At 62.5% G+C, this 22358-nt stretch carries 17 protein-coding genes; 13 read left to right on the forward strand and 4 right to left on the reverse strand.

Annotation, left to right across the window (positions count from 1 at the left end):
• Window positions 1–80 precede the first annotated feature (80 nt).
• Window positions 81–1097: a polyprenyl synthetase family protein gene (locus G9X67_RS15660; RefSeq protein ID WP_029872636.1), complete on the reverse strand. Its 1017-nt coding sequence runs from the start codon at window positions 1095–1097 to the stop codon at window positions 81–83.
• Window positions 1098–1205: 108 nt separating this feature from the next.
• Between G9X67_RS15660 and G9X67_RS15665 the strand changes: the two genes are divergently transcribed.
• Together G9X67_RS15665 and G9X67_RS15670 are read left to right on the forward strand one after the other, a co-directional pair.
• The gene (locus tag G9X67_RS15665) at window positions 1206–1433 is read left to right on the forward strand and encodes a DUF2007 domain-containing protein (protein ID WP_003545870.1); all 228 of its coding nucleotides are present in this window, start codon (window positions 1206–1208) and stop codon (window positions 1431–1433) included.
• 6 nt (window positions 1434–1439) lie between these two features.
• A complete protein-coding gene (locus G9X67_RS15670; protein WP_171599103.1) occupies window positions 1440–2210 on the forward strand; it encodes a methyltransferase in 771 nt (256 codons plus the stop codon).
• Window positions 2211–2239: 29 nt separating this feature from the next.
• On the opposite strand, the gene G9X67_RS15675 is transcribed toward G9X67_RS15670, so the two are convergent.
• Entirely contained in the window at window positions 2240–3580 is a 1341-nt protein-coding gene (locus tag G9X67_RS15675; RefSeq protein WP_138328873.1) for an Nramp family divalent metal transporter, read from the reverse strand.
• A gap of 170 nt (window positions 3581–3750) precedes the next feature.
• On the opposite strand from G9X67_RS15675, the gene G9X67_RS15680 reads away from it, so the two are divergent.
• The 10 genes from G9X67_RS15680 (at window position 3751) to G9X67_RS15725 (ending at window position 16593) form a co-directional block, all read left to right on the forward strand.
• Window positions 3751–4611 (forward strand): S49 family peptidase, encoded by an 861-nt coding sequence (locus G9X67_RS15680; protein WP_029872639.1) that lies wholly within the window; start codon window positions 3751–3753, stop codon window positions 4609–4611.
• 18 nt (window positions 4612–4629) lie between these two features.
• Window positions 4630–4821 (forward strand): hypothetical protein, encoded by a 192-nt coding sequence (locus tag G9X67_RS15685; protein WP_003545875.1) that lies wholly within the window; start codon window positions 4630–4632, stop codon window positions 4819–4821.
• A 366-nt stretch (window positions 4822–5187) separates the two neighbouring features.
• The gene (locus G9X67_RS15690) at window positions 5188–6144 is read left to right on the forward strand and encodes a glycine--tRNA ligase subunit alpha (protein WP_011650682.1); all 957 of its coding nucleotides are present in this window, start codon (window positions 5188–5190) and stop codon (window positions 6142–6144) included.
• A gap of 139 nt (window positions 6145–6283) precedes the next feature.
• Entirely contained in the window at window positions 6284–6835 is a 552-nt protein-coding gene (locus G9X67_RS15695; RefSeq protein WP_171599104.1) for a LemA family protein, read from the forward strand.
• 285 nt (window positions 6836–7120) lie between these two features.
• Window positions 7121–8383 (forward strand): 3-phosphoshikimate 1-carboxyvinyltransferase, encoded by a 1263-nt coding sequence (gene aroA / locus G9X67_RS15700; protein ID WP_171599105.1) that lies wholly within the window; start codon window positions 7121–7123, stop codon window positions 8381–8383.
• A 38-nt stretch (window positions 8384–8421) separates the two neighbouring features.
• Window positions 8422–10356, forward strand: a complete 1935-nt coding sequence (locus tag G9X67_RS15705; protein WP_171599492.1) for a DUF2207 domain-containing protein — start codon at window positions 8422–8424, stop codon at window positions 10354–10356.
• A gap of 65 nt (window positions 10357–10421) precedes the next feature.
• Complete coding sequence (gene purD, locus G9X67_RS15710) at window positions 10422–11699, forward strand: phosphoribosylamine--glycine ligase (RefSeq protein WP_171599106.1); 1278 nt, start codon at window positions 10422–10424, stop codon at window positions 11697–11699.
• Window positions 11700–11798: 99 nt separating this feature from the next.
• The gene (locus G9X67_RS15715; RefSeq protein WP_171599107.1) at window positions 11799–12260 is read left to right on the forward strand and encodes a plant virulence effector HPE1-like domain-containing protein; all 462 of its coding nucleotides are present in this window, start codon (window positions 11799–11801) and stop codon (window positions 12258–12260) included.
• 428 nt (window positions 12261–12688) lie between these two features.
• On the forward strand, window positions 12689–14509 hold the full coding sequence (locus G9X67_RS15720) for a methyl-accepting chemotaxis protein (protein WP_171599108.1): 1821 nt from the start codon (window positions 12689–12691) through the stop codon (window positions 14507–14509).
• A 260-nt stretch (window positions 14510–14769) separates the two neighbouring features.
• Entirely contained in the window at window positions 14770–16593 is a 1824-nt protein-coding gene (locus G9X67_RS15725) for a methyl-accepting chemotaxis protein (RefSeq protein WP_171599109.1), read from the forward strand.
• A gap of 135 nt (window positions 16594–16728) precedes the next feature.
• Here the strand turns inward: G9X67_RS15725 and G9X67_RS15730 are convergent, their stop codons facing one another.
• Together G9X67_RS15730 and glyS are read right to left on the reverse strand one after the other, a co-directional pair.
• On the reverse strand, window positions 16729–17217 hold the full coding sequence (locus G9X67_RS15730; RefSeq protein ID WP_171599110.1) for a DUF523 domain-containing protein: 489 nt from the start codon (window positions 17215–17217) through the stop codon (window positions 16729–16731).
• Window positions 17218–17514: 297 nt separating this feature from the next.
• On the reverse strand, window positions 17515–19629 hold the full coding sequence (gene glyS / locus G9X67_RS15735; protein WP_171599111.1) for a glycine--tRNA ligase subunit beta: 2115 nt from the start codon (window positions 19627–19629) through the stop codon (window positions 17515–17517).
• A gap of 414 nt (window positions 19630–20043) precedes the next feature.
• On the opposite strand from glyS, the gene G9X67_RS15740 reads away from it, so the two are divergent.
• Window positions 20044–22353 carry a Tex family protein gene (locus G9X67_RS15740; protein WP_171599112.1) on the forward strand — a complete coding sequence of 770 codons (2310 nt, stop codon included), beginning with the start codon at window positions 20044–20046 and terminating at the stop codon, window positions 22351–22353.
• The last annotated feature ends 5 nt before the right edge of the window (window positions 22354–22358 follow it).

Consider the following 22358-nt stretch of genomic DNA (forward strand, 5'->3'; position numbering starts at 1 on the left):
TTGCGATCACTGATTCATAACAGGATGGCTTTTTTGAAGCGGCGCTGCAAGAAAATCAGCCTGCGATCAAGGACGTTTGATCAATTGACGCGCTCGATGCAGAAGTCGATCACTTCCATCAGGGCGGATTTCCAGACCGTATCGGGAAGGGGCGCAAGCGCATCGCGCGCGATCGTGCCGTAATGGATCGCGCGGCCGATCGTGTCGCTGAGCGTGCCGTATTTGGTGATCAGTCCCAGCGCTTTTTCGAGGTTGGCGTCGGTGCTGTTGCCGGCCTCGATCGCATCACGCCAGAAGGCGCGCTCATCCTCGGTGCCGCGGCGATAGGCGAGAATGACCGGCAGGGTGATCTTGCCCTCGCGGAAATCGTCGCCGACATTCTTGCCGAGATCGGCCGCCTTGCCGCCATAGTCGAGCGCATCGTCGACCAGCTGGAAGGCGAGCCCGAGATTCATGCCGTAGGATTTCAGCGCATTGCGGCCGGATCGGCCGGCCTCGGCGACGATCGGCCCGACTTCGGAGGCGGCGGCAAAGAGAGCGGCCGTCTTGGCGCGGATGACGGAGAGATAATCGTCCTCCGTCGTCTCCATGTTCTTGGCGACGGAAAGCTGCAGCACCTCGCCTTCGGCGATCACGCAGGCGGCGGAAGACAAGACGTCCAGCGCATCGAGCGAGCCGACATCGACCATCATGCGGAAGGCCTGGCCGAGCAGGAAATCGCCGACCAGCACGCTTGCCTGGTTGCCCCAGATCATTCGCGCCGTCGATTTGCCGCGGCGCAGATCGCTTTCGTCGACGACGTCGTCATGCAGCAGCGTTGCCGTATGCATGAACTCGACCGATGTGGCGAGCTTGACGTGATTTTCGCCCCTGTAGTCGAACAGCGACGCGGAAGCCAGCGTCAGCATCGGCCGCAACCGCTTGCCGCCGGACGAGATCAGATGGTTCGCCACTTCCGGGATCATCTGCACATCGGAGCCGGCCTTAGACAGAATGAGCTGGTTTACTCGCTCCATGTCCGCCCTGGTGAGATCGACCAGCGGCTTTATGGATGCCAGTTTGTTTTTGCTTTCTTCAAGCGGTATGACCACGCCCAACGACCCGGACTCCTATTCATTCATTGCACCTGACAATAGAAAGGGGCGATGGACGCGGCAAGGGGTGAATTGTCGCGCTGGGCGAAATTGGAAGGAAAACGACGGCAAATGCATGAGCTTATCCGCGCCAACGACCCCGTTCTTCTCTCTTATGCCGAGAGTTTGATGAAGGATGCCGGAATTCACTGCTTCATCGCCGATCAGGGCATGAGCGTGCTGGAAGGCTCGCTAGGCATGCTGTCGCGCCGCCTGCTGGTGGATGAGGAAATGGCCGATCAGGCCCGCCGCATCCTGACCGATGCCGGTCTCGGCGGCGAGTTGCGCGAGCGGAAGTGAGCTCCGATGACCGCAACTGACACTGTCGATGCCTTTCATCGCGGCGGCTTCCATGTGGTGCAGCCGAAGGGCAGGGGCCATCGCTCCGGCATGGATGCGATGCTGCTTGCGGCTCTCGTCGCCGACGATCGAAAGGTCAGGGTTGCCGATCTCGGTGCCGGCGCCGGCGCTGCCGGCCTTGCCGTCGCCTCGCGCCTTGCCGATGCGGAGGTGGTGCTTTTCGAGCGCTCGGCCGAGATGGCCGATTATGCCCGCCGCAGCGTCCTGCTGCCCGACAATGCCCATATCGCCAACCGCGTCAGCGTCGTCGAGGCCGATGTGACGCTGACCGCCAAGGCGCGCAACGATACGGGGCTCGCCGATGAGAGCTTCCACCACGTCATCATGAACCCGCCCTTCAACGACGCCGGTGACCGGCGCACGCCGGATGCGCTGAAGGCCGAAGCCCATGCCATGACCGACGGCCTGTTTGAAAGCTGGATCCGCACGGCCGGCGCCATCATGATCCCAGGCGGGCAATTGTCGCTGATCGCCAGGCCCCAGTCGATCGCCGAGATCGTCACGGCCTGCGGCCGGCGCTTCGGCGGCATCGAGATCACTGCCATCCATCCGCGTCCGGGTGAAAACGCCGTGCGGATCCTGGTGACAGCGATCAAGGGATCGCGGGCGCGGCTGTCGCTGCGGGCTGCCCTCATCATGCACGAAGAGGGGAGCCACAAGTTCTCCCCTCTCGTCGATGATTTCAACAATGGCCGGGCGGCCTATGCCAGGCTTTAGGCTGGCTTCACACTTTTCCTGAAAATGCTTCAGCCGGTGACGAAGTCGAGGAGCAGCTTGATGTTCAGTCCGGCGATGACGATCGCGATCAGATAGGCGAGGCCGCTCAGCCAGCGCGGCGCCACGAGTTCGCCCATCTTGGCCTTGTTGGCGGTAAACATCACCAGCGGGAAGACGGCGAAGGAAAGCTGCAGGCTGAGCACCACCTGGGTCAGGATCAACAGCTCCGCCGTGCCCTGGTCGCCATACCAGATGGTGACGATCGCCGCCGGCACGATGGCGATGGCGCGGGTAATCAGGCGGCGCACCCACGGCTTCAGCCGGATCTTGAGGAAGCCTTCCATGACGATCTGGCCGGCAAGCGTCGCCGTCACCGTCGAGTTGAGACCGCAGCAGAGAAGCGCGATGCCGAACAGCGTCGGCGCGATGGCGAGGCCGAGCAGCGGCGACAGCAGCGAATAGGCATCGCCGAGTTCGACGACGTCGGTCTTGCCGTGCGCATTGAAGGCGGCGGCTGCCAGGATCAGGATAGCGGCGTTGATCAGCAGCGCGAAACAGAGCGCAACCGTCGAGTCGATCGTCGCAAAGGTCAGCGCCTCCCGCTTTTCGGGAACGGTATGGCCATAGGCCCGCGTCTGCACGATGCCGGAGTGGAGGTAGAGATTGTGCGGCATGACGGTCGCGCCGAGAATGCCGAGCGCCAGGTAGAGCATCTCGGGATTGGTGACGATCTCGGTCGTCGGGAAGAAGCCGGTGAGAACAGCGCCCCATTGCGGGTCGGCCAGCAGGATCTGCACGCCGAAGCAGACCGCGATGACGCCGAGCAGCGCGATGATGAAGGCCTCCACCCAGCGGAAGCCGAGCTTCTGCAGGAAGAGGATCACGAAGACGTCGAGCGCGGTGATCAGCACGCCGAGTTCGAGCGGGATGCCCATCAGCAGGTTGAGGCCGATCGCCGTGCCAATCACCTCGGCGATATCGGTGGCGATGATGGCAATTTCTGCAAAGGCCCAGAGCGGCAAGGAGACGTATTTCGGAAAGGCGTCGCGGCAGGCCTGTGCGAGGTCGCGGCCGGAGGCGATCGCCAGGCGCGCGCAGAGCGATTGCAGCACGATCGCCATCAGGTTGGAAAGCAGCGCGACGGTGAGCAGCGCATAGCCGAATTTCGAGCCGCCGGCGAGCGAGGTCGCCCAGTTGCCGGGGTCCATGTACCCGACGGCGACCATGTAGCCCGGCCCGGCGAAGGCTGCCGCCCTTCGCCACATCGAGCTGTGACGCCCGGTTCCGACGGTGCGGTAGACATCCGACAGCGACGCTTCTCCGCGTTCGTGCCGCCAGCCGCTCTTTGTATTCGGATTGAGCACGTCCATGCGATTTCCACCTGTTTTATCGTGCATTGCACTATGACGAGTTAGAATGATAATGCAAGTCATTCGCAACAACAAATTCAACCCAATGTTTTCAGGAACGCAGCCATTGCGTTTGTCGTTCCAGCGCATACATGGGTGACGATCGTGCGACCCGAAGCGAAGGATGGGAAATGGCCGGATTCTTGAGAAAACTGATGCCGAAACGGTTCCGCAAGGACGGCATCACCATTCCGGTCGTTCGCCTGCAGGGGGCGATCATCAGCGGCGGCGGCCAGTTCCGGCCGACCCTCAACCTCGCCAATGTCTCTCCGGTCCTGGAAAAGGCGTTCGCCATGAAGGACGCACCGGCAGTCGCCATCTCCATCAATTCGCCGGGCGGCTCGCCCGTACAGTCGCGCCTGATCTTCACCCGCATTCGCGAGCTCGCCCGCGAGAAGCAGAAGAAGGTTCTGGTCTTCGTCGAGGATGTCGCCGCCTCGGGCGGTTACATGATCGCGCTTGCCGGCGACGAGATCATCGCCGACGCCACCTCGATCGTCGGCTCGATCGGCGTCGTCTCCGGCGGTTTCGGCTTTCCCGAACTCTTGAAGAAGATCGGCGTCGAGCGCCGCGTCTATACGGCGGGCGAAAACAAGGTGATCCTCGATCCTTTCCAGCCGGAAAAGGAAAAGGATATCGAGTATCTGAAAAGCCTGCAGCTCGAAATCCACCAGGTCTTCATATCCATGGTGCGCGAGCGTCGCGCCGGCAAGCTGAGGGACGATGCGGCGGTGTTTTCCGGCCTGTTCTGGAGCGGCACGCGCGGCCTCGAACTCGGCCTGATCGACGGCCTCGGCGACATGCGCCAGGAATTGAAGCGGCGCTACGGCCAGAAGACCAAACTGGAGCTCGTCACCGCCGGCCGCGGCCTGTTCGGCCGCCGGATTCCCGGTGTATCGCCGGTCTCGCTAGAAGGTGCTGCATCCGGTCTCGCGACGGGGCTTGTCGAAGCGGCGGAAGAGAGAGCATTGTGGAGCCGGTTCGGGCTTTGAGAGGAGCAAGAGAGGGGCATGGCACAGCTTATTACGATCCTGGTCCTGGTTTTCTCAGCCTGGTGGCTCTACCGCCGCTTCGTCTCCGATGCCCGCAAGCTCGCCGAAAAGTCGCGCCGCGCTGAAAAGGAGCGCCAGACCGGCGCCATCGGCACGCTGGTCAAGGACCCGGCGACCGGAGAATACCGGCTGAAGCGCGAGGGAGAATAAGGGGCGTCGCCACTCATCTGCCTCTCATCCGGCTGCCGCTCCGGGCGCTCTGCAGGTGGGAAGCCCCCTCTGCCCTGCCGGGCATCTCCCCCACAGGTGGGGAGATCGGCAAGTGGCGAAGGCTTCCCCAAACAACGGAACGCCTGCGCGGAGCCGTTATGAAAGCCGGGACATTCCCCCCAGCCGATCTCCCCCCTTGTGGGGGAGATGTCCGGCAGGACAGAGGGGGGTACCCCCCGCAGCACAGAAAGAATTCCTCTTCCCTATCGGCATTCGACGCTTCTCCGCCGTCGCAAAAGTCTTGACCCCCGCCGCCCTCCATGGCACCTGTCGCGCCGACAAATCCCAAGCAATCGGTGCCGTTCGATGTCAGCTATCCCAGACCATATGAACCCGAAGCGCTCCTTCCAGGCGCTGATCCTGACCCTGCATAACTACTGGGCGGACAAGGGTTGCGCGGTGCTGCAGCCCTACGACATGGAAGTCGGCGCCGGCACCTTCCACCCGGCCACCACGCTGCGCGCCCTCGGCCCGAAGCCGTGGAAGGCGGCCTATGTCCAGCCGTCGCGGCGCCCGTCCGACGGCCGCTATGGCGAAAACCCGAACCGGCTGCAGCATTATTACCAGTACCAGGTGATCCTGAAGCCGAACCCGCCCAACCTGCAGGAGCTTTATCTCGGCTCGCTCGCGGCGATCGGTCTCGATCCGCTGCTGCACGACATCCGCTTCGTCGAGGACGACTGGGAAAGCCCGACGCTCGGCGCCTGGGGTCTCGGCTGGGAATGCTGGTGCGACGGCATGGAAGTCTCGCAGTTCACCTATTTTCAGCAGGTCTGCGGCATCGAATGCTCACCGGTCGCTGGCGAACTGACCTACGGTCTCGAACGCCTCGCCATGTATGTCCAGGGCGTCGACAATGTCTACGACCTGAACTTCAACGGCCGCGACGGCGACGAGAAGATCAGCTATGGCGATGTCTTCCTGCAGGCCGAGCAGGAATATTCGCGTCATAATTTCGAGTTCGCCAATACCGAGATGCTGCATCGCCATTTTGTCGACGCCGAGAAGGAATGCCGGGCGCTGCTCGATGCTGGCGCCCCCGGCGACAACGCCAACCAGCGCCTGCACAAATGCGTCTTCCCCGCCTATGACCAGTGCATCAAGGCAAGCCATGTTTTCAATCTGCTTGATGCCCGCGGCGTCATCTCGGTCACCGAGCGCCAGAGCTACATCCTGCGCGTTCGCACGCTTGCCAAGGCTTGCGGCGAAGCCTTCCTGCTGACCGACGCCGGCGGCGTCAATCTCTCCAAAGAGGCGGCGTAACGCAACAGCTCACCAGCCGTATCGTCTATATAAACGGCTGGTCGGGTACCCCGAATCCTCGCGGATATCGGCGTTTGACGGCAGCCGGCAAAACCGCTTAGTCTCCGCCTCAACATTACTTCGCTGCGGGGGATTCGCGATGTATATTGCGCTTGGCGTCATCGTTCTGGTCGCGCTCTATCTCGTCTTCATCTACAACGGTCTGGTTCGCGCGCGGCAGATGGCGGAAGAGGCCTGGTCGGGCATCGATGTCCAGCTCAAGCGCCGCGCCGATCTGATCCCGAACCTGATCGAGACGGTCAAGGGTTATGCCGCCCACGAAAAATCGACGCTCGAAGAGGTGGTTGAGCTCCGCAACAAGGCGCAGGCCGTGCCGTCAGGCGATGTTGCCGGCAGGGCGCAGGTGGAAGGGCTGCTCGGCCAGGCGCTCGGCCGCGTCATCGCGCTCGCCGAAGCCTATCCCGATCTCAAGGCCAACCAGAACTTTGCAGAATTGCAGGCCTCGCTGGAAACCATGGAAGGCGAGCTGCAGATGGCCCGGCGTTATTACAACGGTGCCGCCCGCGACCTGAACGTCAAGGTCGAAAGCTTCCCGTCCAATCTCGTTGCCGGTCAGTTCGATTTTGCCAAGCGGGAATATTTCGAAATCACCAACGAGGCCGACCGCGCCGTCCCCACCGTGAAATTCTGACGATCCGGCATTTTGCCTTTGCCAGAAAGCGATTAAGAGCAGGGGCAGATCGCGGCCGGCGAGAACAGGATGATTTTAGGCCCGGTCGGCCTAAAATCTAAATCCTGTTCTCAATTAAAGAGTTAGAGCATGATGTCGTCCGAAAACCGCTGCACACTTTTCGGCATCATGCTCTGAGCATGTCGCGCAAAAGTGTGCAGCGGTTTTGCGATGACGACATGCGCAAAACCAAAGACCTAAAGCGCGGCACACGTTTTGGGGTCGCCTTATGGACGGAAGAACAGCATGACACGCACAGCCAAACTCACGATCATCCCGCCGGGCAGGCCGCTTTCGGGCCGCGCCATGCCGCCGGGCTCCAAGTCGATCACCAATCGCGCGCTTCTGCTCGCCGGCCTTGCGAAGGGCACGAGCCGGCTGACCGGGGCGCTGAAGAGCGACGATACGCGGTATATGGCCGAAGCGCTGCGCGCTATGGGTGTTGCGATCGACGAGCCTGACGACACCAGCTTCGTCGTTACCGGCACCGGCAGGCTGCTGCCGCCGAAGGCGCCGCTCTTCCTCGGCAATGCCGGTACGGCGACACGTTTCCTGACGGCCGCTGCGGCTCTGGTCGACGGCACCGTCATCGTCGATGGCGACGAACATATGCGCAAGCGCCCGATCGGCCCGCTGGTCGAGGCGATGCGCACGCTCGGCATCGACGCGACGTCTGAGACCGGCTGCCCGCCGGTCACCGTCAGAGGCACCGGCCGTTTCCAGGCCGACCGCATCCGCATCGATGGCGGCCTGTCCAGCCAGTATGTCTCGGCGCTGCTGATGATGGCGGCCGGCGGCGACCGGCCGGTCGATATCGAACTCGTCGGCGAGGATATCGGCGCGCTCGGCTATATCGATCTGACCACAGCGGCGATGAAGGCTTTCGGCGCCAAGGTCGAGAAGACCAGCCCGGTCACCTGGCGCGTCGAGCCGACCGGCTACCGCGCTGCCCACTTCATCGTCGAGCCCGATGCCTCGGCTGCGACCTATCTCTGGGCCGCCGAGGTCCTCACCGGCGGCGCGATCGATCTCGGTGTTCCCTCCGACGCCTTCTCGCAGCCGGATGCCCGCGCCTATGACATCATCGCCAAATTCCCGCATCTGCCGGCGGAGATCGACGGCTCGCAGATGCAGGATGCCGTTCCGACCCTTGCCGTGCTTGCCGCTTTCAACGAGACGCCGGTTCGCTTCGTCGGCATCGCTAATCTGCGCGTCAAGGAATGCGACCGCATCCGGGCGCTTTCGACCGGGCTCAACCGCATTGTTTCAGGCCTTGCCCGCGAAGAGGGCGATGATCTGATCGTGCAGTCGGATCCCGCACTGGTGGGCAAGCATCTGCCGGCGGAGATCGACAGCTTCGCCGATCACCGCATCGCCATGAGTTTCGCGCTGGCCGGGCTGAAGATCGACGGCATCACCATTCTCGATCCCGATTGCGTCGGCAAGACCTTCCCCGCCTACTGGCGGACGCTGGCAGCACTCGGCGTGACCTATCAGGACAAAGATTGACGAAACACGCAGCCGAGGCTGCCGGCGGGGAGACAGGGATGGGGCGTCGGTTTTTCGGATTTTGCTTTGCGCTGCTGTTGATGCTGACCGCCCCGGTGGCCGTTGCCGCCGAGGTGATCGACAGTTTTGCCTCCGATATCGCGCTGGAAAAGAGCGGCGCGATGTCGGTGACGGAGACGATCACCGTCAATGCCGAGGGCAATCAGATCAACCACGGCATCTTCCGTGACTTCCCGCTCTATTTCACCGACGCCGACGGCCGTCGCCGCAGCGTCGATTTCGATATGGTCTCGGTCAAGCGCGATGGCGAGGAAGAACCCTGGCACACCGAATCGATATCACGCGGCATCCGCATCTATGCCGGTTCTGCCGATGTGACGGTGACGCCGGGCCGTCATCGATATGTCTTCACCTACAGGACCAATCGCCAGATCCGCTATTTCGACGATCACGACGAACTCTATTGGAACGTCACCGGCAATGGCTGGATCTTCCCGATCCGGTCGATCACGGCAACGGTGAAGCTGCCGCCCGGCGTCGGCGCGACGGAGACGACCTTCTTCACCGGCCCTGAGGGCGCGACGGGAAAGAATGCCCGCGTCAGCGAAACCGGCGCCGGCCTGGTTTTTTCCACCACCGCGCCGCTCGATGCCCACGAAGGCCTGACCTTTGCGATCCGCATGCCGAAGGGGTCGATCGATCCGCCAAGCGCGGATATGGAAAGCACCTGGTGGCTGAAGGACAACCGCAATTATTTCATCGGCTTCGGCGGCCTGATCCTCGTTTTCGCCTATTACACGCGCTCCTGGCTGAAGGTCGGCCGCGATCCTGCCCGGGGTGTCGTCGTGCCGCGCTGGGACGCGCCGGATGGTATCTCGCCGGCGCTGGTCAATTACATCGACAATAAGGGCTTCTCCGGTGAGGGCTGGACGGCGCTGTCCGCCACCGCCCTCAATCTTGCCGTCCGCGGTTACGTCAAGCTCGAAGACCTGAAGAATTCGATCGTCATCCAGGGCACCGGCAAGCCGCTCGGCAAGGAGAAATTCCAGGCCGGCGAAATCGAACTGCTGAAGGTTGCCGGCGGCGCCGGTTCGACGCTGACGATCGACAAGGCCAATGGCGAGCGGGTGAAATCCGTCGGTCAGTCCTTCCGCGCGGCGATCGAGAAGGAGCATCGCGGCAAATATTACAATTCCAACCTGGCCTATACCGCAGGCGGCATCGCGCTCAGCGCCGCGGCCCTGGTGACCCTGTTCGTTTTTGGTTCGCTGGAGCCCGACACCATCGCGGTGATGCTGATCCCGATTGTCATCTCGGTCTTCGTTTCGGTGTTCGTCGCCGGCCTCGTCAGGTCGCTGCATCGCGGCAATTCGCTGTTCGGCAAGATCATCGCCATCATCTCCGCCGCGATCGGCGTCTTCGTCGGCATCAGCATCCTGGCGACCATGGGGCTGGCGCTTGCCTCCTCGCTGGTGCAACTGCACGAAACGCCGATGCTCTTTGCCGTTGGCGGCATCGTGCTTTTGAACATTCTCTATTTCTTCATCATGGGTGCGCCGACCCCGCTCGGCGCCAAGATGATGGATGGCATAGACGGTCTGCGCCAATATCTGACGCTTGCCGAGAAAGACCGGATGAACACGGCCGGCGCCCCGGAAATGTCGCCGCGGCATTTCGAGACGCTGCTGCCTTATGCGGTGGCGCTCGGTGTCGAAAAACCATGGTCGCGCACATTCGAAACCTGGCTTGCGGCAGCTGCAGCCGGCGCGGCGGCCGCCTATGCGCCCGCCTGGTATTCCGGCAACTTCAACAGTGGCAGCTTCTCCGATCGTATAGGCGGCTTTTCCTCGTCCATGGCCTCGACCATCGCGTCGACGATTCCTTCGCCGCCGCCATCGAGCTCATCCTCCGGTTTTTCCGGCGGCGGCTCGTCCGGAGGAGGCGGCGGAGGCGGGGGAGGCGGGGGCTGGTAAGCTTTCCCGCTTGACCTTTCGGCCCCTGGCCCTTAACCGCCAGACAGAAAAGGAAAGGGTCGCGCATGAAGGTTCTGTTGATCGGATCGGGCGGACGCGAGCATGCGCTCGCCTGGAAGCTGGCGCAATCGCCGTTGATGACGGAATTCTACGCCGCACCCGGCAATCCCGGCATTGCCGAACACGCCGTCCTCGTGCCGGTTGACATCGAGGATCACGAAGCGGTCGCGGCCTTCTGCAAGGACAAGGCGATCGATTTCGTCGTCGTCGGCCCGGAGGCGCCCCTGGTTGCCGGCCTTGCCGACCGGCTGCGCGCCGATGGCCTTTCGGTCTTCGGTCCCTCCGCTGCCGCAGCCCAGCTCGAGGGTTCCAAAGGCTTCACCAAGGATATCTGCGCCCGCTACGATATTCCGACAGGCGCCTACCAGCGCTTCAACAATGGACCGAAGGCGAAAGCCTATATCCGCGCCGAGGGCGTGCCGATCGTCGTCAAGGCCGATGGTCTTGCCGCCGGCAAGGGCGTGACGGTTGCGATGACGCTCGATGAAGCTTTGGCCGCGGTCGACGACTGCTTCGAGGGTGCCTTTGGCGCTGCCGGCGCCGAAGTCGTCGTCGAAGCCTATCTCGATGGCGAGGAAGCGAGCTTCTTCTGCCTCTGCGATGGCAAACATGCGCTGCCGCTCGCAACCGCCCAGGATCATAAGCGAGTGGGAGAGGGCGATACCGGCGTCAATACCGGCGGCATGGGCGCCTATTCGCCGGCGCCTGTGATGACCGCCGAGATGGTCGAGCGGACGATGAAGGAGATCATCGAGCCGACGATGCGCGGCATGGCAGAGAGCGGTCATCCCTTCTCCGGCGTCTTTTTCGCCGGGCTGATGATCACCAGGAAGGGGCCGGAGCTCATCGAATACAATGTCCGCTTCGGCGACCCCGAATGCCAGGTGATGATGATGCGGTTGAAGAGCGATCTCCTGCCACTGCTGCTCGCCACCGCCAACGGCACGCTCGATCAGGTCAAGGCCGAATGGAACGACGATCCGGCACTGACGGTGGTCATGGCCTCGAAGGGGTATCCCGGCGCCTACGAGAAGAACACGCCGATCCTTTCCCTCCCGGATGCAGGCGAGGGCGAGAAGGTGTTTCATGCCGGCACGGGTCTGAGGGATGGCACATTGGTTTCGACCGGCGGCCGCGTGCTGAATGTTACCGCGTCCGGCGGCACGGTCGCCGAGGCCAAGGACCGCGCCTACACGCTGCTTGACAGGGTGAGATGGGAAAACGGCTTCTGCCGGCGCGACATCGGCTGGCGGGCGATCGAGCGCGAAACCGGCTCGGCGTGAGTATAAACCGCCGCGTTCTTTAAATTTTTACCCTTTCCCCTGACGGGATGGAAACAAAGCTGCGCTAATTTGCTCCGAAGATGAGACGGAGCAACTTTGATGCGTCAGATTTTTCTCGGTGCGGCAATCCTGCTGATGGCAGGCTCAGCAATGGCGTCCTCGATAGAGGTGGTCGGCAAGACTGCGCCGTCCGCTGAAGGCAGCATCGTCACCGAAACCTGCGCCCATTGCCCACCGCTCCAGACGGAGCTCACCAAGAAGGACTATACGGTGCCGGAGCTGAAGCCCGGCGTCCTCCAGGCAAGTGAAGTCCGCGATGTCGGCGGCGAAAAGAAGATTTACCGCACCGAAAGCTGGATGGGCGGCTCGCCGGTCGTCTTCGTCAGCAAGGCGACGCCTGAATCCATGATTGCGGCCGCGCCGCCGGCGGCGCCGGTAGACGGCATCGACATGAATGCGACAACCGCGGCCGTCATTGGCGGCGAAGCCAAGCCTGTCGCGGCCGGCATGACGGAACAACCGAAGAGCCTCGACGCTTCCGAATTCAAGCTGCGTTTCTAGGAGCAACTTCCAGGAAAAGTGCGCAGCGGTTTTGCCGGGAATTGCGCAAAACAAATAAGTTCCCTGCCCCTGCCTGATCAAGGTTTCGATCGATTGGGGTTCCACCACCGGTGGACCGAATGCACCCTCGATGAGCAGCGAGGGTGCATTCTTGTTTCAATGCACAATCAAAAACTGAATTATTGAAATTAAATAGAAGAATGCAACTTACGCATTTATTCGAGAATTTATATTTCGATCTTCCCAAGTCGTGCAAATAGAAGCCATGGATCGTTAAAAGATAATTTAGTCATTCACTCTAATTTTACCAATCGAGAGGCCGGAGGACGCATGATTGCGCTAGCTGCGCGGGCGATTTGAGACGTCCGCGGGTCGGGAGTTGACCGATCCGGAATTGTTTTGAATTCACCTGCTTTGCGAGGCACATCATGAAAAAGCTCAAGATTGCGCATCAATTGTTTGCGCTGATCGGCGTCCTAATGGCTGCTTTTGCAGTGGCTAGTTATTTCGAAATCCGCACCTCCGAACAGGCGATCTACGACGAGCGTTTCGACATGCTGCGCACGCAGGTCGAATCCGGCATCTCCGTCCTCAACACCTTCTATGAGCGCGAGAAGGCCGGTCAGATGACCCATGAGGCCGCCCAGGCCGAGGCCTTCGAAATCCTGAAGCGCGTCTCCTTTCAGCCATCCGGTTATCTCTTCGGCTTCGACTACAACGTCATCCAGCTCTTCCATCCGAGCCCGGTCAATCTCGGCAAGGACATGAGCGGTCAAGTCGACAAGACCGGCGCGAAATTCAGCCAGGCGCTGGTCGACAACGGCAAGGCCGGCGGCGGCCGCACCTTCTACTATTGGACCAAGCCGGGTCAGCCGGAAGACCAGGTCTTCCTCAAGGGCGGTTATTCCAAGGCCTTCGAGCCCTGGAAGATCGTCGTCGGCACCGGCGTTTATCTCGACGATCTGCAGCAGAAGGTCAATGCGACGATCTGGAAGGCGCTGACCGCCTCGCTGATCGTCTTCGTCTGCGGCATTGCCGCCGCCGTCTTCTTCATCCGCGGCATCTCCCATCCGCTGAAGGACATCCACAATGCCCTGCAGTCGGTGGCCGAAGAGGACGTTTCGATCGCCATCCCGCATACCGGCATGAACAATGAAGTCGGCATGATGGCCAAGGCGACGCAGTCGCTGCAGGAAAAGATCAGGGAGCGCCATGCGATGTCGGATCGCGAGGCGGCCCAGCAACTGGCGCTGGAAAGCGAGCGCGAAAACAATCTGCGCCAGCAGCAGGACGAAGCAACGCTGCAGGCGCGCGTAGTGACGACCATCGGCCAGGCGCTGGAGATGATCGCCCGCGGCGACCTCACCGTCCGCTGCGCCGATCTCGGCCAGAAGTATGCCGCCCTTCGCGACAACTTCAACGATGCGCTGTCGCATCTCGAGGCCGCCATGGCCAAGGTCAGCGCCAAGGGCACCGATATCGGCACCAGCAAGGAAGAGATCCGCCGCGCTTCCAACGAGCTGTCGCAGCGCACCGAACGCCAGGCCGCCAGCCTCGAAGAAACCTCGGCCGCTCTCGACGAACTCACCGTCGCCGTCCGTCAGACGGCCGATGGCGCCCATGAAGCGAGCAAGCGCGTCCACGCGGTCAGCACCGAGGCAACGCATAGCGATGCGATCGTCACCCAGGCGATCGAGGCGATGAGCGGCATCGAGAAGTCGTCCTCGGAGATTACCAAGATCATCGGCGTTATCGACGAGATCGCCTTCCAGACCAATCTGCTGGCGCTGAACGCCGGCGTCGAGGCGGCGCGTGCCGGTGAATCCGGCAAGGGTTTTGCGGTCGTCGCCCAGGAAGTGCGCGAACTTGCCCAGCGTTCCGCCGCTGCGGCCAAGGAGATCAAGGACCAGATCGCCCGCTCCTCCAGCCAGGTGGATCACGGCGTCCGTCTGGTCGGCGAGGCCGGCGAGGCGCTGAAGCGCATCTCCGACCAGATCAAGGCTGCCAACGAGATCGTTGCCAAGATCGCCCACAGCGCCTCCGAGCAGGACACCACGCTGCGCTCGATCTCCTCGTCGATGAACCAGCTCGACGCCGCCACCCAGCAGAACGCCGCCATGGCCGAAGAGACCACGGCATCCGCCGAGACACTCGCCACCGATACCGACGAACTGATCGACCTCATCCGCGGCTTCCGCGTCGGCGCACCGCAGCACCGCCAGGCCGAACCGATGCGCCGGGCAAGCTGAGAATTCGACAACAAGCAATATTCGACCGCCGGGTGAAAATCCGGCGGTTTTTCTTTGTAAGCACCCCTGGATTTTGAGGGAAATTCGGATCGCGAACAATAAAGTTAAAGCTTTTTTATAGGGTGGGCATCAATTGTTCCTTACCCGGTCGCAGCATGTTTGTTTTAGCAGCGGTAGACGCGTCGTCTTGTTTGGCGCGCTCGCACAGGCGGTAGAAAACCGCACCGGAATGTATTCACCCATTCCCGTTGCGAGGCGTCATGAAAAATTTGAAGATATCGAAGCAGCTCATATTGCTGGTCGTCGGCCTGATGATTGCCTTTGCGATCGCCACCTCCCTGCAGATCCGCTCCTCGGTCGATGCGATCTACAAGGAACGTTATGACATGCTGCGCGCCGAGGTTCAGTCGGCGGTCTCCGTTCTCAAGCTTTACCAGGCCAAGGTCACCGCCGGCGAAATGACGCTGGAGGATGCCCAGAAGCAGGCCTACACCACCGTCAACGGGATGAAATACGATCCGGACGGCTATTTCTTCGGCTATAGCTACGACGTCCAGATGGTATTCCACTACGATGCCTCGAAAGTCGGGCAGATCAACAAGGGCCAGCCGGACAGCAAAGGCAAGCTCTATCGCGATGAGCTGGTCAAGCTCGGGCAGCAGGGCGGCGGTCTCGTCGAATATTATTCCACGGTCAAACCGGGCCAACCCGTTGGCGATTATCGCAAGACGGCCTATGGCCAGGCCTTCGAACCCTGGAAGATCGTCGTCGTCACCGGCGTCTACATGGACGATCTCGATGCTCAGATAAACAGCACGATCCTGACCGCGCTCTCCGGCAGCATCGTCCTGTTCTTCCTTGCCATGACAGCCGCCTACGTCGTCATCCGCGGCATATCGGGACCTCTCAACAACGTCCATGCCGCCCTGAAGGCTGTCGCCGAAGAGGATGTTTCGATCACCATTCCGCACACCGGCATGAACAACGAAGTCGGCATGATGGCGAAGGCGACGCAGTCACTGCAGGAAAAGATCAGGGAACGCCATGCGATGTCGGATCGCGAGGCGGCCCAGCAGCTGGCGCTGGAAAGCGAGCGCGAAAACAATCTGCGCCAGCAGCAGGATGAAGCAACGCTGCAGGCGCGCGTGGTGACGACCATCGGCCAGGCGCTGGAGATGATCGCCCGCGGCGATCTTACCGTTCGCTGCGCCGATCTCGGCCAGAAGTATGCCGCCCTGCGCGACAACTTCAACGATGCGCTGTCGCATCTCGAAGCCGCCATGGCCAAGGTCAGCGCCAAGGGCACCGACATCGGCACCAGCAAGGAAGAGATCCGCCGCGCTTCCAACGAGCTGTCACAGCGCACTGAGCGCCAGGCCGCCAGCCTGGAAGAAACCTCGGCCGCTCTCGACGAACTCACCGTCGCCGTCCGTCAGACGGCCGATGGCGCCCATGAAGCGAGCAAGCGCGTCCACGCGGTCAGCACCGAGGCAACGCATAGCGATGCGATCGTCACCCAGGCGATCGAGGCGATGAGCGGCATCGAGAAGTCGTCCTCGGAGATTACCAAGATCATCGGCGTTATCGACGAGATCGCCTTCCAGACCAATCTGCTGGCGCTGAATGCCGGTGTCGAGGCAGCCCGCGCCGGTGAATCCGGCAAGGGTTTTGCAGTCGTCGCCCAGGAAGTCCGTGAACTCGCCCAGCGTTCGGCCGCGGCCGCCAAGGAGATCAAGGATCAGATCGCCCGCTCCTCCAGCCAGGTCGACCACGGCGTCCGTCTGGTCGGCGAGGCAGGTGAAGCGCTGAAGCGGATCTCCGACCAGATCAAGGCCGCCAACGAGATCGTCGCCAAGATCGCCCACAGCGCTTCCGAACAGGACACGACGCTGCGCTCGATCTCCTCGTCGATGAACCAGCTCGACGCCGCCACCCAGCAGAATGCCGCCATGGCCGAGGAGACCACGGCATCGGCAGAGACGCTGGCCACCGATACCGACGAGCTGATCGACCTCATCCGCGGCTTCCGAGTCAGTGGCGAAAGCGCTGCCCCGGTCATGCATCAAGGTCGTCGCGCTGCATAGCGCAATTCCAGGAAAAGTGTGTAGCGGTTTTCCGTCAGGAATTGCGTAAAAACAAAACGGCGCGGAGGCAACAAGCCTTTTCATCACCAAATTCTTAGCGGCCGTCGGTTCTCCGGCGGCCGTGCCATTTGGAGCTCATTGCTCGATACGCTCGATCAGCCGCTCGATCTCGTGATCGGAAAACACTTCGACACCGGCCGCTTTCAGCGCCGCCGCCGTCACGCCGTTGCCGGCTCGTTTGCGGCCGGAAAAGGTGCCGTCATAGATGAAACCGGATCCGCAGGACGGGCTGCCGTCAATGAGCAGCGCATAGCGGCAGCCGGCCTGCCTTGCGAGCGCCACGGCATTCTCCGCCGCCTGCAGGAACTCTTCCGTCACGTCGGCGCCCGTCAGCTCGACGACCCGCGCCGTGCCGGCCAGCACATCCTCGCCGGTCGCACCATTTCCAATCTCGGCCGGAGGGCGCGGCACCGGCATGCCCGCCGACATCTCCGGACAGATCGTCACCAACCGGCCCTCGGCCTGCCATGTCTCGATCGCCGAATGAAGCAACGGCTTCGCCCGACCGTCATACCGAACGGCGTGCCCCATGAGGCAGGCGCTGACGAGAATCTTGCTTTGCATGTCTGCATGAATAACGCCACGGCGGCGGCAATGCCAGCGTTGGATAGCCGCTCTTCAAGGGACAGCGAACCGCCCCTCATCCGCCTGCCGGCACCTTCTCCCCGCAGGCGGGGCGAAGGGGTATCGCAGCAACCTCTCCATTCCTCGCCCACCTCTCGTAGGGCACGTCCCCTCGCCCCGTGTACGGGGAGAGGGTTAGGGTGAGGGGCAGATGTTTTTGAGACGGCGCAACATCGGCGCCAAACGTATTTAATCCCAGCACCCACGTGGCAAACGCCCCCGTTCGTGCTGGCAACATCACCCCGAAATCTTCGAGAAATCCGCAACCGTCCCCGTCGCCTCGCGGATCAGCCGCAGCAGGGCGAGGCGGTTGGCGCGGATGGCGGCGTCCTCGTCGTTGACGAGCACGTCTTCGAAGAAGCGGTCGACCGGGCCGCGCAGCTTGGAAAGCGCTTCCATTGCCGAGCGGAAATCCTCGCCGGCGACGGCGTCCGATGCATCCTTCGAGGCGCTGGAGATTGCGGCGAACAGCTCCTTCTCGGCATCGAGCGTCAGAAGCGCTGGCGAAACGCCGTCGGCGATGACGGTGCCCTTCTTTTCCTCGGCGGCGAGCAACTGCGTCGCCCGCTTGGTGCCGGAAAGCAGGTTCTTGCCGTCCTCCGAGGTGATGAAGGCCGTCAGCGCTTCGACGCGGCGCGCCACCATCAGCAGGTCGTCGGCATCTGAAGTCAGCACGGCGTCGATCAGATCGTGGCGGGCGCCCTGGTCGCGCAGATAGACCTTGAGACGGTCGTGGAAGAAGGAGAGCAGGTCGCCATCCCTGGTCGTTGCCAGCAGCGGCAGGCGGATCCTTCGTTCCAGCAGGATCCTGACGACGCCGAGGGCTGCCCGCCGCAGCGCAAACGGATCCTTCGATCCCGTCGGCTTTTCGTCGATCGCCCAGAAGCCGATCAGGGTATCGAGCTTGTCGGCAAGCGCGATGGTGATCGCCACTTTGTCCTCCGGCACGCGGTCCGATGGACCCTGCGGCTTGTAGTGATCCTCGATCGCTGCGGCAACGGAGGCATCTTCACCCTGCAGCGCCGCATATTTGCGGCCCATCAAGCCCTGCAGTTCCGGGAATTCGCCGACCGCTTCGGTGCGCAGATCGGCCTTGGCGAGCACGGCGGCGCGATCGACCAGGGCCGCGTCGGCGCCGGTGATATCAGCCAATTCCTTGGCAAGCGTGCGGATGCGGGCGACACGCGCGCCCTGTGTGCCGAGTTTGGCATGGAACGTTACGTCAAGCGCATCGAGCTTGGCCATGCGCTGATCGAGCGGCTTCTTGATGTCGAGGCCGAACTTTGCCGCCGAAGCCGTGAGCGTCTCGAGATCCGGCAGATTGCCCTGGTCGCGCTTCCAGAAGTGCAGCGCATCCGAAAGCCGGGCCCGCACCACCTTGCCGTTGCCGTGGACGATTTCCTTGCCGCCGTCGCTCGCCTGGATATTTGAGACGAGGATGAACTTGTTCGAAAGCGTCTCTTCACCCTGTTTGCGGGTGACAAAACACTTCTGGTTGGTCTTGATCGTCAGCCGGATGATTTCGGAGGGGATCGAGAGATAATCCTCCTCGAAGCTGCCCATCAGCACCTGCGGCCATTCGACGAGGCCGGAGACTTCCTCCAGCAGGCCTTCGTCTTCCACCAGCTCGAGCCCGTTGGCAAAGGCGATGTCGCGAGCGTCGTGCAGGATGATGTCCTTGCGCCGTTCGGCATCGAGGATGACCTTGGCCTTTTCCAAGTTCGCCGCATAATCGTCGAAGCGCCGGACGGTGATCGCCTCGGGCGCATGGAAACGGTGGCCATAGGTGATGTTGGAAGCGGTAACGCCGTCGATCTCGAAGGGGATCACGACGGTCTCTTCATGCTCCGGTCCGAAGGTGCAGACGATCGACTGCAGCGGCCGCACCCAGCGCAGCGCACCGGGCTTCGACGAGGCCTTGCCCCAGCGCATCGATTTCGGCCAGGGAAAATCGCGGATGATGCCGGGCATGACATCGCTGACGATCTCTTCCGTCGCGCGGCCGGGCTTGGAGATGACCGCGACGTAGAAATCGCCCTTCTTCGGATCGCTCACCACCTGCGCCTCGGAGACCGAGGAAAGGCCGGCGCCGCGCAAAAAGCCTTCGATCGCCTTCTCGTTGGCGTCGGTGCGCGGTCCCTTGCGTTCCTCGCGCACATCGGCGGAGCGGGCCGTCAGGCCATGGATGTCGAGCGCAAGCCGCCGCGGCGTCCAATATTCGCGCGCCCCTTCGTAGGACAGACCCGCTTCGACAAGCGCATCGGTGACGAGCTTCTTCAGGTCGCCGGCAGCCTTGCGCTGCATGCGGGCCGGAATCTCTTCGGAGCGGAGTTCGAGAAGAAGGTTTGGCATGTCAATCTTTTCCTTGCGCCCGCGGGCAGGGCGATCCAAAAACGTTGCTTCTGCTATCAAAGAATGCCGCATCTGCACAACCGCAAAAACGGACGAGAGCGATGGGGTGGGGCAACCGGCAGGCGTGTTGCCGCGTGGCCCCCTCATCCGCCCTGCCGGGCACCTTCTCCCCGGTGGGTAGAAGGGGAGTTGCGGCAGCGATCCATTCTTGCCGCTGCCGTTTGTGATGGAGGAAAGCAGTGCGGCATATCCCTTCTCCCCTCGGGGAGAAGATGCCGGCAGGCAGATGAGGGCCCCACACGGCAACACGCCGATGATCCCCCAATCCATTAACCTGTGAAAACCACAGTCGGGCATTGCCTTGCCGCTTTTCGCCGCTATGGTCCCGCCACCTCTGACGAAACAGGAAATCCCATGGCCGCAGACCTCCGTTTTCTCGCAGCCCGCATCTCCGCCGAAATCAACGCCCGGCCCGAACAGGCCAAAGCCGCCATCGAGCTGCTCGACGAAGGCTCTACCGTGCCCTTCATCGCCCGCTACCGCAAGGAAGTGACGGGCGGGCTGGATGATACGCAGCTGCGCAATCTCGCCGAGCGGCTGGTCTATCTGCGCGAACTCGAAGCCCGGCGCGACGCGATCGTCGAATCGATCACCGGCCAGGGCAAGATGACCGACGAGCTGATGACCAAGGTCGCAGGCGCCGAAACCAAGGCCGAGCTCGAAGATCTCTATCTGCCCTACAAGCCGAAGCGCCGCACGCGGGCCGAAATCGCCCGCGAACGCGGCCTCGGACCGCTCGCCGAGACGATCCTTGCCGACCGTGCCAGGGAACCGGCGGTGTTGGCCGAAGGCTTCGTCACCGCCGATGTGCCCGATGTGAAGACGGCGCTCGAAGGCGCGCGCGACATCATCGCCGAAGGCATTGCCGAAAATGCCGACCTGCTCGGCAAGCTGCGCGCCCATATGCGCCAGGCCTCGCTGCTGAAGGCGAAAGTCGTCGACGGCAAGCAGGCGACTGGCGAGAAGTTTTCCGATTATTTCGACCATTCCGAACGCTGGGCGACCGCCCCCGGCCACCGCGCGCTGGCCATGCTGCGCGGCTGGAACGAGGAGGTGCTGACGCTGACGATCGAGGCCGACGCCGAGACGACCTCTCCGAACAAGCCGGTCGAACGCATGATCGTGACGGCCTACGAGATCGGTACGAGCCGCCCCGGCGACCGCTGGCTGATGGAGGTCGCAAGCTGGACCTGGCGCGTCAAGCTTTCCATGTCGCTCTCGCTAGACCTGATGCGGGAACTGCGCGAAAGGGCCGAAGAAGAGGCGATCCACGTCTTCGCCCGCAATCTCAAGGATCTGCTTTTGGCAGCGCCCGCCGGCTCGCGCGCGACGATGGGTCTCGATCCCGGGATCCGCACCGGCGTCAAGGTCGCCGTCGTCGACGGCACCGGCAAGGTGGTGGCGACATCGACCGTCTATCCCTTCCAGCCGAGGAACGACGTGCGCGGCGCCCAGGTCGAGCTCGCATCGCTGATCCGCAAGCACAATGTCGAGCTGATCTCGATCGGCAACGGCACCGGCAGCCGCGAAACCGAAAAGCTGGTGGCCGATATGCTGGCCGAGTTGCCGGCGCCGAAGCCGACCAAGGTCATCGTGTCGGAAGCCGGCGCCTCGGTCTATTCCGCCTCGGCGACCGCCGCGGCTGAATTCCCCGATCTCGACGTATCGCTGCGCGGCGCCGTCTCCATCGCACGCCGCCTGCAGGACCCGCTGGCAGAACTCGTCAAGATCGAGCCGAAGTCGATCGGCGTCGGCCAGTATCAGCACGACGTTGACCAGCAGAAGCTATCGCGTTCGCTGGATGCCGTGGTGGAAGACGCGGTGAATGCCGTCGGTGTCGATCTCAACACCGCCTCTGCACCGCTGCTGTCCCGCGTCTCCGGCCTCGGTCCGTCGATCGCCGACGCCATCGTCCGCCACCGCGACAGCGAAGGCCGTTTCGAGACGCGAAAGGATCTGCTGAAGGTCGCCCGCCTCGGCGGCCGCACCTTCGAGCAATGCGCCGGCTTCCTGCGCATTCCCAACGGCAAGGAGCCGCTCGATTCCTCTTCGGTCCACCCGGAGGCCTATGGCGTCGCCAAGAAGATCGTCGCCGCTTGCGGCCGGGATCTGCGCACGCTGATGGGCGATAGCGCCGTGTTGAAATCGGTTGATCCGCGCCAGTTCATCGACGAGAAATTCGGCCTGCCGACGGTCAGGGACATCATCGCGGAGCTGGAAAAACCCGGCCGCGACCCACGTCCGAGCTTCAAGACCGCGACCTTTGCCGAGGGCGTCAACGAAATTTCCGACCTGAAGCCCGGCATGGTGCTGGAAGGCACGGTGACCAACGTCGCCGCCTTCGGCGCCTTCGTCGATATCGGCGTGCACCAGGATGGTCTGGTGCACGTCTCCCAGCTTGCCGATCGCTTCGTCAAGGATCCCCACGAGGTCGTCAAGGCGGGCGATGTCGTCAAGGTGCGGGTTGTCGAAGTCGATGCCAAGCGCAAACGCATCGGTCTTTCCATGCGCCGCGATGACGGCTCCTCAGCGCCGCCGCCGCGTGGTGATTCTCGCGCAAGCCAAGGGTCGCGGCCGCAGAACGAACGCCGGCCTGCGGCTCAGAAACCGGAGAGCCAGGGCGCCTTCGGTGCGGCACTTGCCGAAGCCATGAAGCGAAAATAAGGGTT

Source organism: Rhizobium sp. WYCCWR 11152, from assembly GCF_013087615.1.
Lineage (GTDB): Bacteria > Pseudomonadota > Alphaproteobacteria > Rhizobiales > Rhizobiaceae > Rhizobium > Rhizobium indicum.

Excerpts from the sequence above, each read along its gene's own strand:
- G9X67_RS15725 (WP_171599109.1), top strand. The coding sequence starts at position 14,770 with ATGAAAAATTTGAAGATATCGAAGCAGCTCATATTGCTGGTCGTCGGC.
- aroA (WP_171599105.1), top strand. The coding sequence starts at position 7,121 with ATGACACGCACAGCCAAACTCACGATCATCCCGCCGGGCAGGCCGCTT.
- G9X67_RS15720 (WP_171599108.1), top strand. The coding sequence starts at position 12,689 with ATGAAAAAGCTCAAGATTGCGCATCAATTGTTTGCGCTGATCGGCGTC.
- G9X67_RS15740 (WP_171599112.1), top strand. The coding sequence starts at position 20,044 with ATGGCCGCAGACCTCCGTTTTCTCGCAGCCCGCATCTCCGCCGAAATC.
- G9X67_RS15680 (WP_029872639.1), top strand. The coding sequence starts at position 3,751 with ATGGCCGGATTCTTGAGAAAACTGATGCCGAAACGGTTCCGCAAGGAC.
- G9X67_RS15715 (WP_171599107.1), top strand. The coding sequence starts at position 11,799 with ATGCGTCAGATTTTTCTCGGTGCGGCAATCCTGCTGATGGCAGGCTCA.
- G9X67_RS15665 (WP_003545870.1), top strand. The coding sequence starts at position 1,206 with ATGCATGAGCTTATCCGCGCCAACGACCCCGTTCTTCTCTCTTATGCC.
- G9X67_RS15695 (WP_171599104.1), top strand. The coding sequence starts at position 6,284 with ATGTATATTGCGCTTGGCGTCATCGTTCTGGTCGCGCTCTATCTCGTC.
- purD (WP_171599106.1), top strand. The coding sequence starts at position 10,422 with ATGAAGGTTCTGTTGATCGGATCGGGCGGACGCGAGCATGCGCTCGCC.
- G9X67_RS15690 (WP_011650682.1), top strand. The coding sequence starts at position 5,188 with ATGTCAGCTATCCCAGACCATATGAACCCGAAGCGCTCCTTCCAGGCG.
- G9X67_RS15705 (WP_171599492.1), top strand. The coding sequence starts at position 8,422 with ATGGGGCGTCGGTTTTTCGGATTTTGCTTTGCGCTGCTGTTGATGCTG.
- glyS (WP_171599111.1), bottom strand. The coding sequence starts at position 19,629 with ATGCCAAACCTTCTTCTCGAACTCCGCTCCGAAGAGATTCCGGCCCGC.
- G9X67_RS15685 (WP_003545875.1), top strand. The coding sequence starts at position 4,630 with ATGGCACAGCTTATTACGATCCTGGTCCTGGTTTTCTCAGCCTGGTGG.
- G9X67_RS15675 (WP_138328873.1), bottom strand. The coding sequence starts at position 3,580 with ATGGACGTGCTCAATCCGAATACAAAGAGCGGCTGGCGGCACGAACGC.
- G9X67_RS15730 (WP_171599110.1), bottom strand. The coding sequence starts at position 17,217 with ATGCAAAGCAAGATTCTCGTCAGCGCCTGCCTCATGGGGCACGCCGTT.
- G9X67_RS15670 (WP_171599103.1), top strand. The coding sequence starts at position 1,440 with ATGACCGCAACTGACACTGTCGATGCCTTTCATCGCGGCGGCTTCCAT.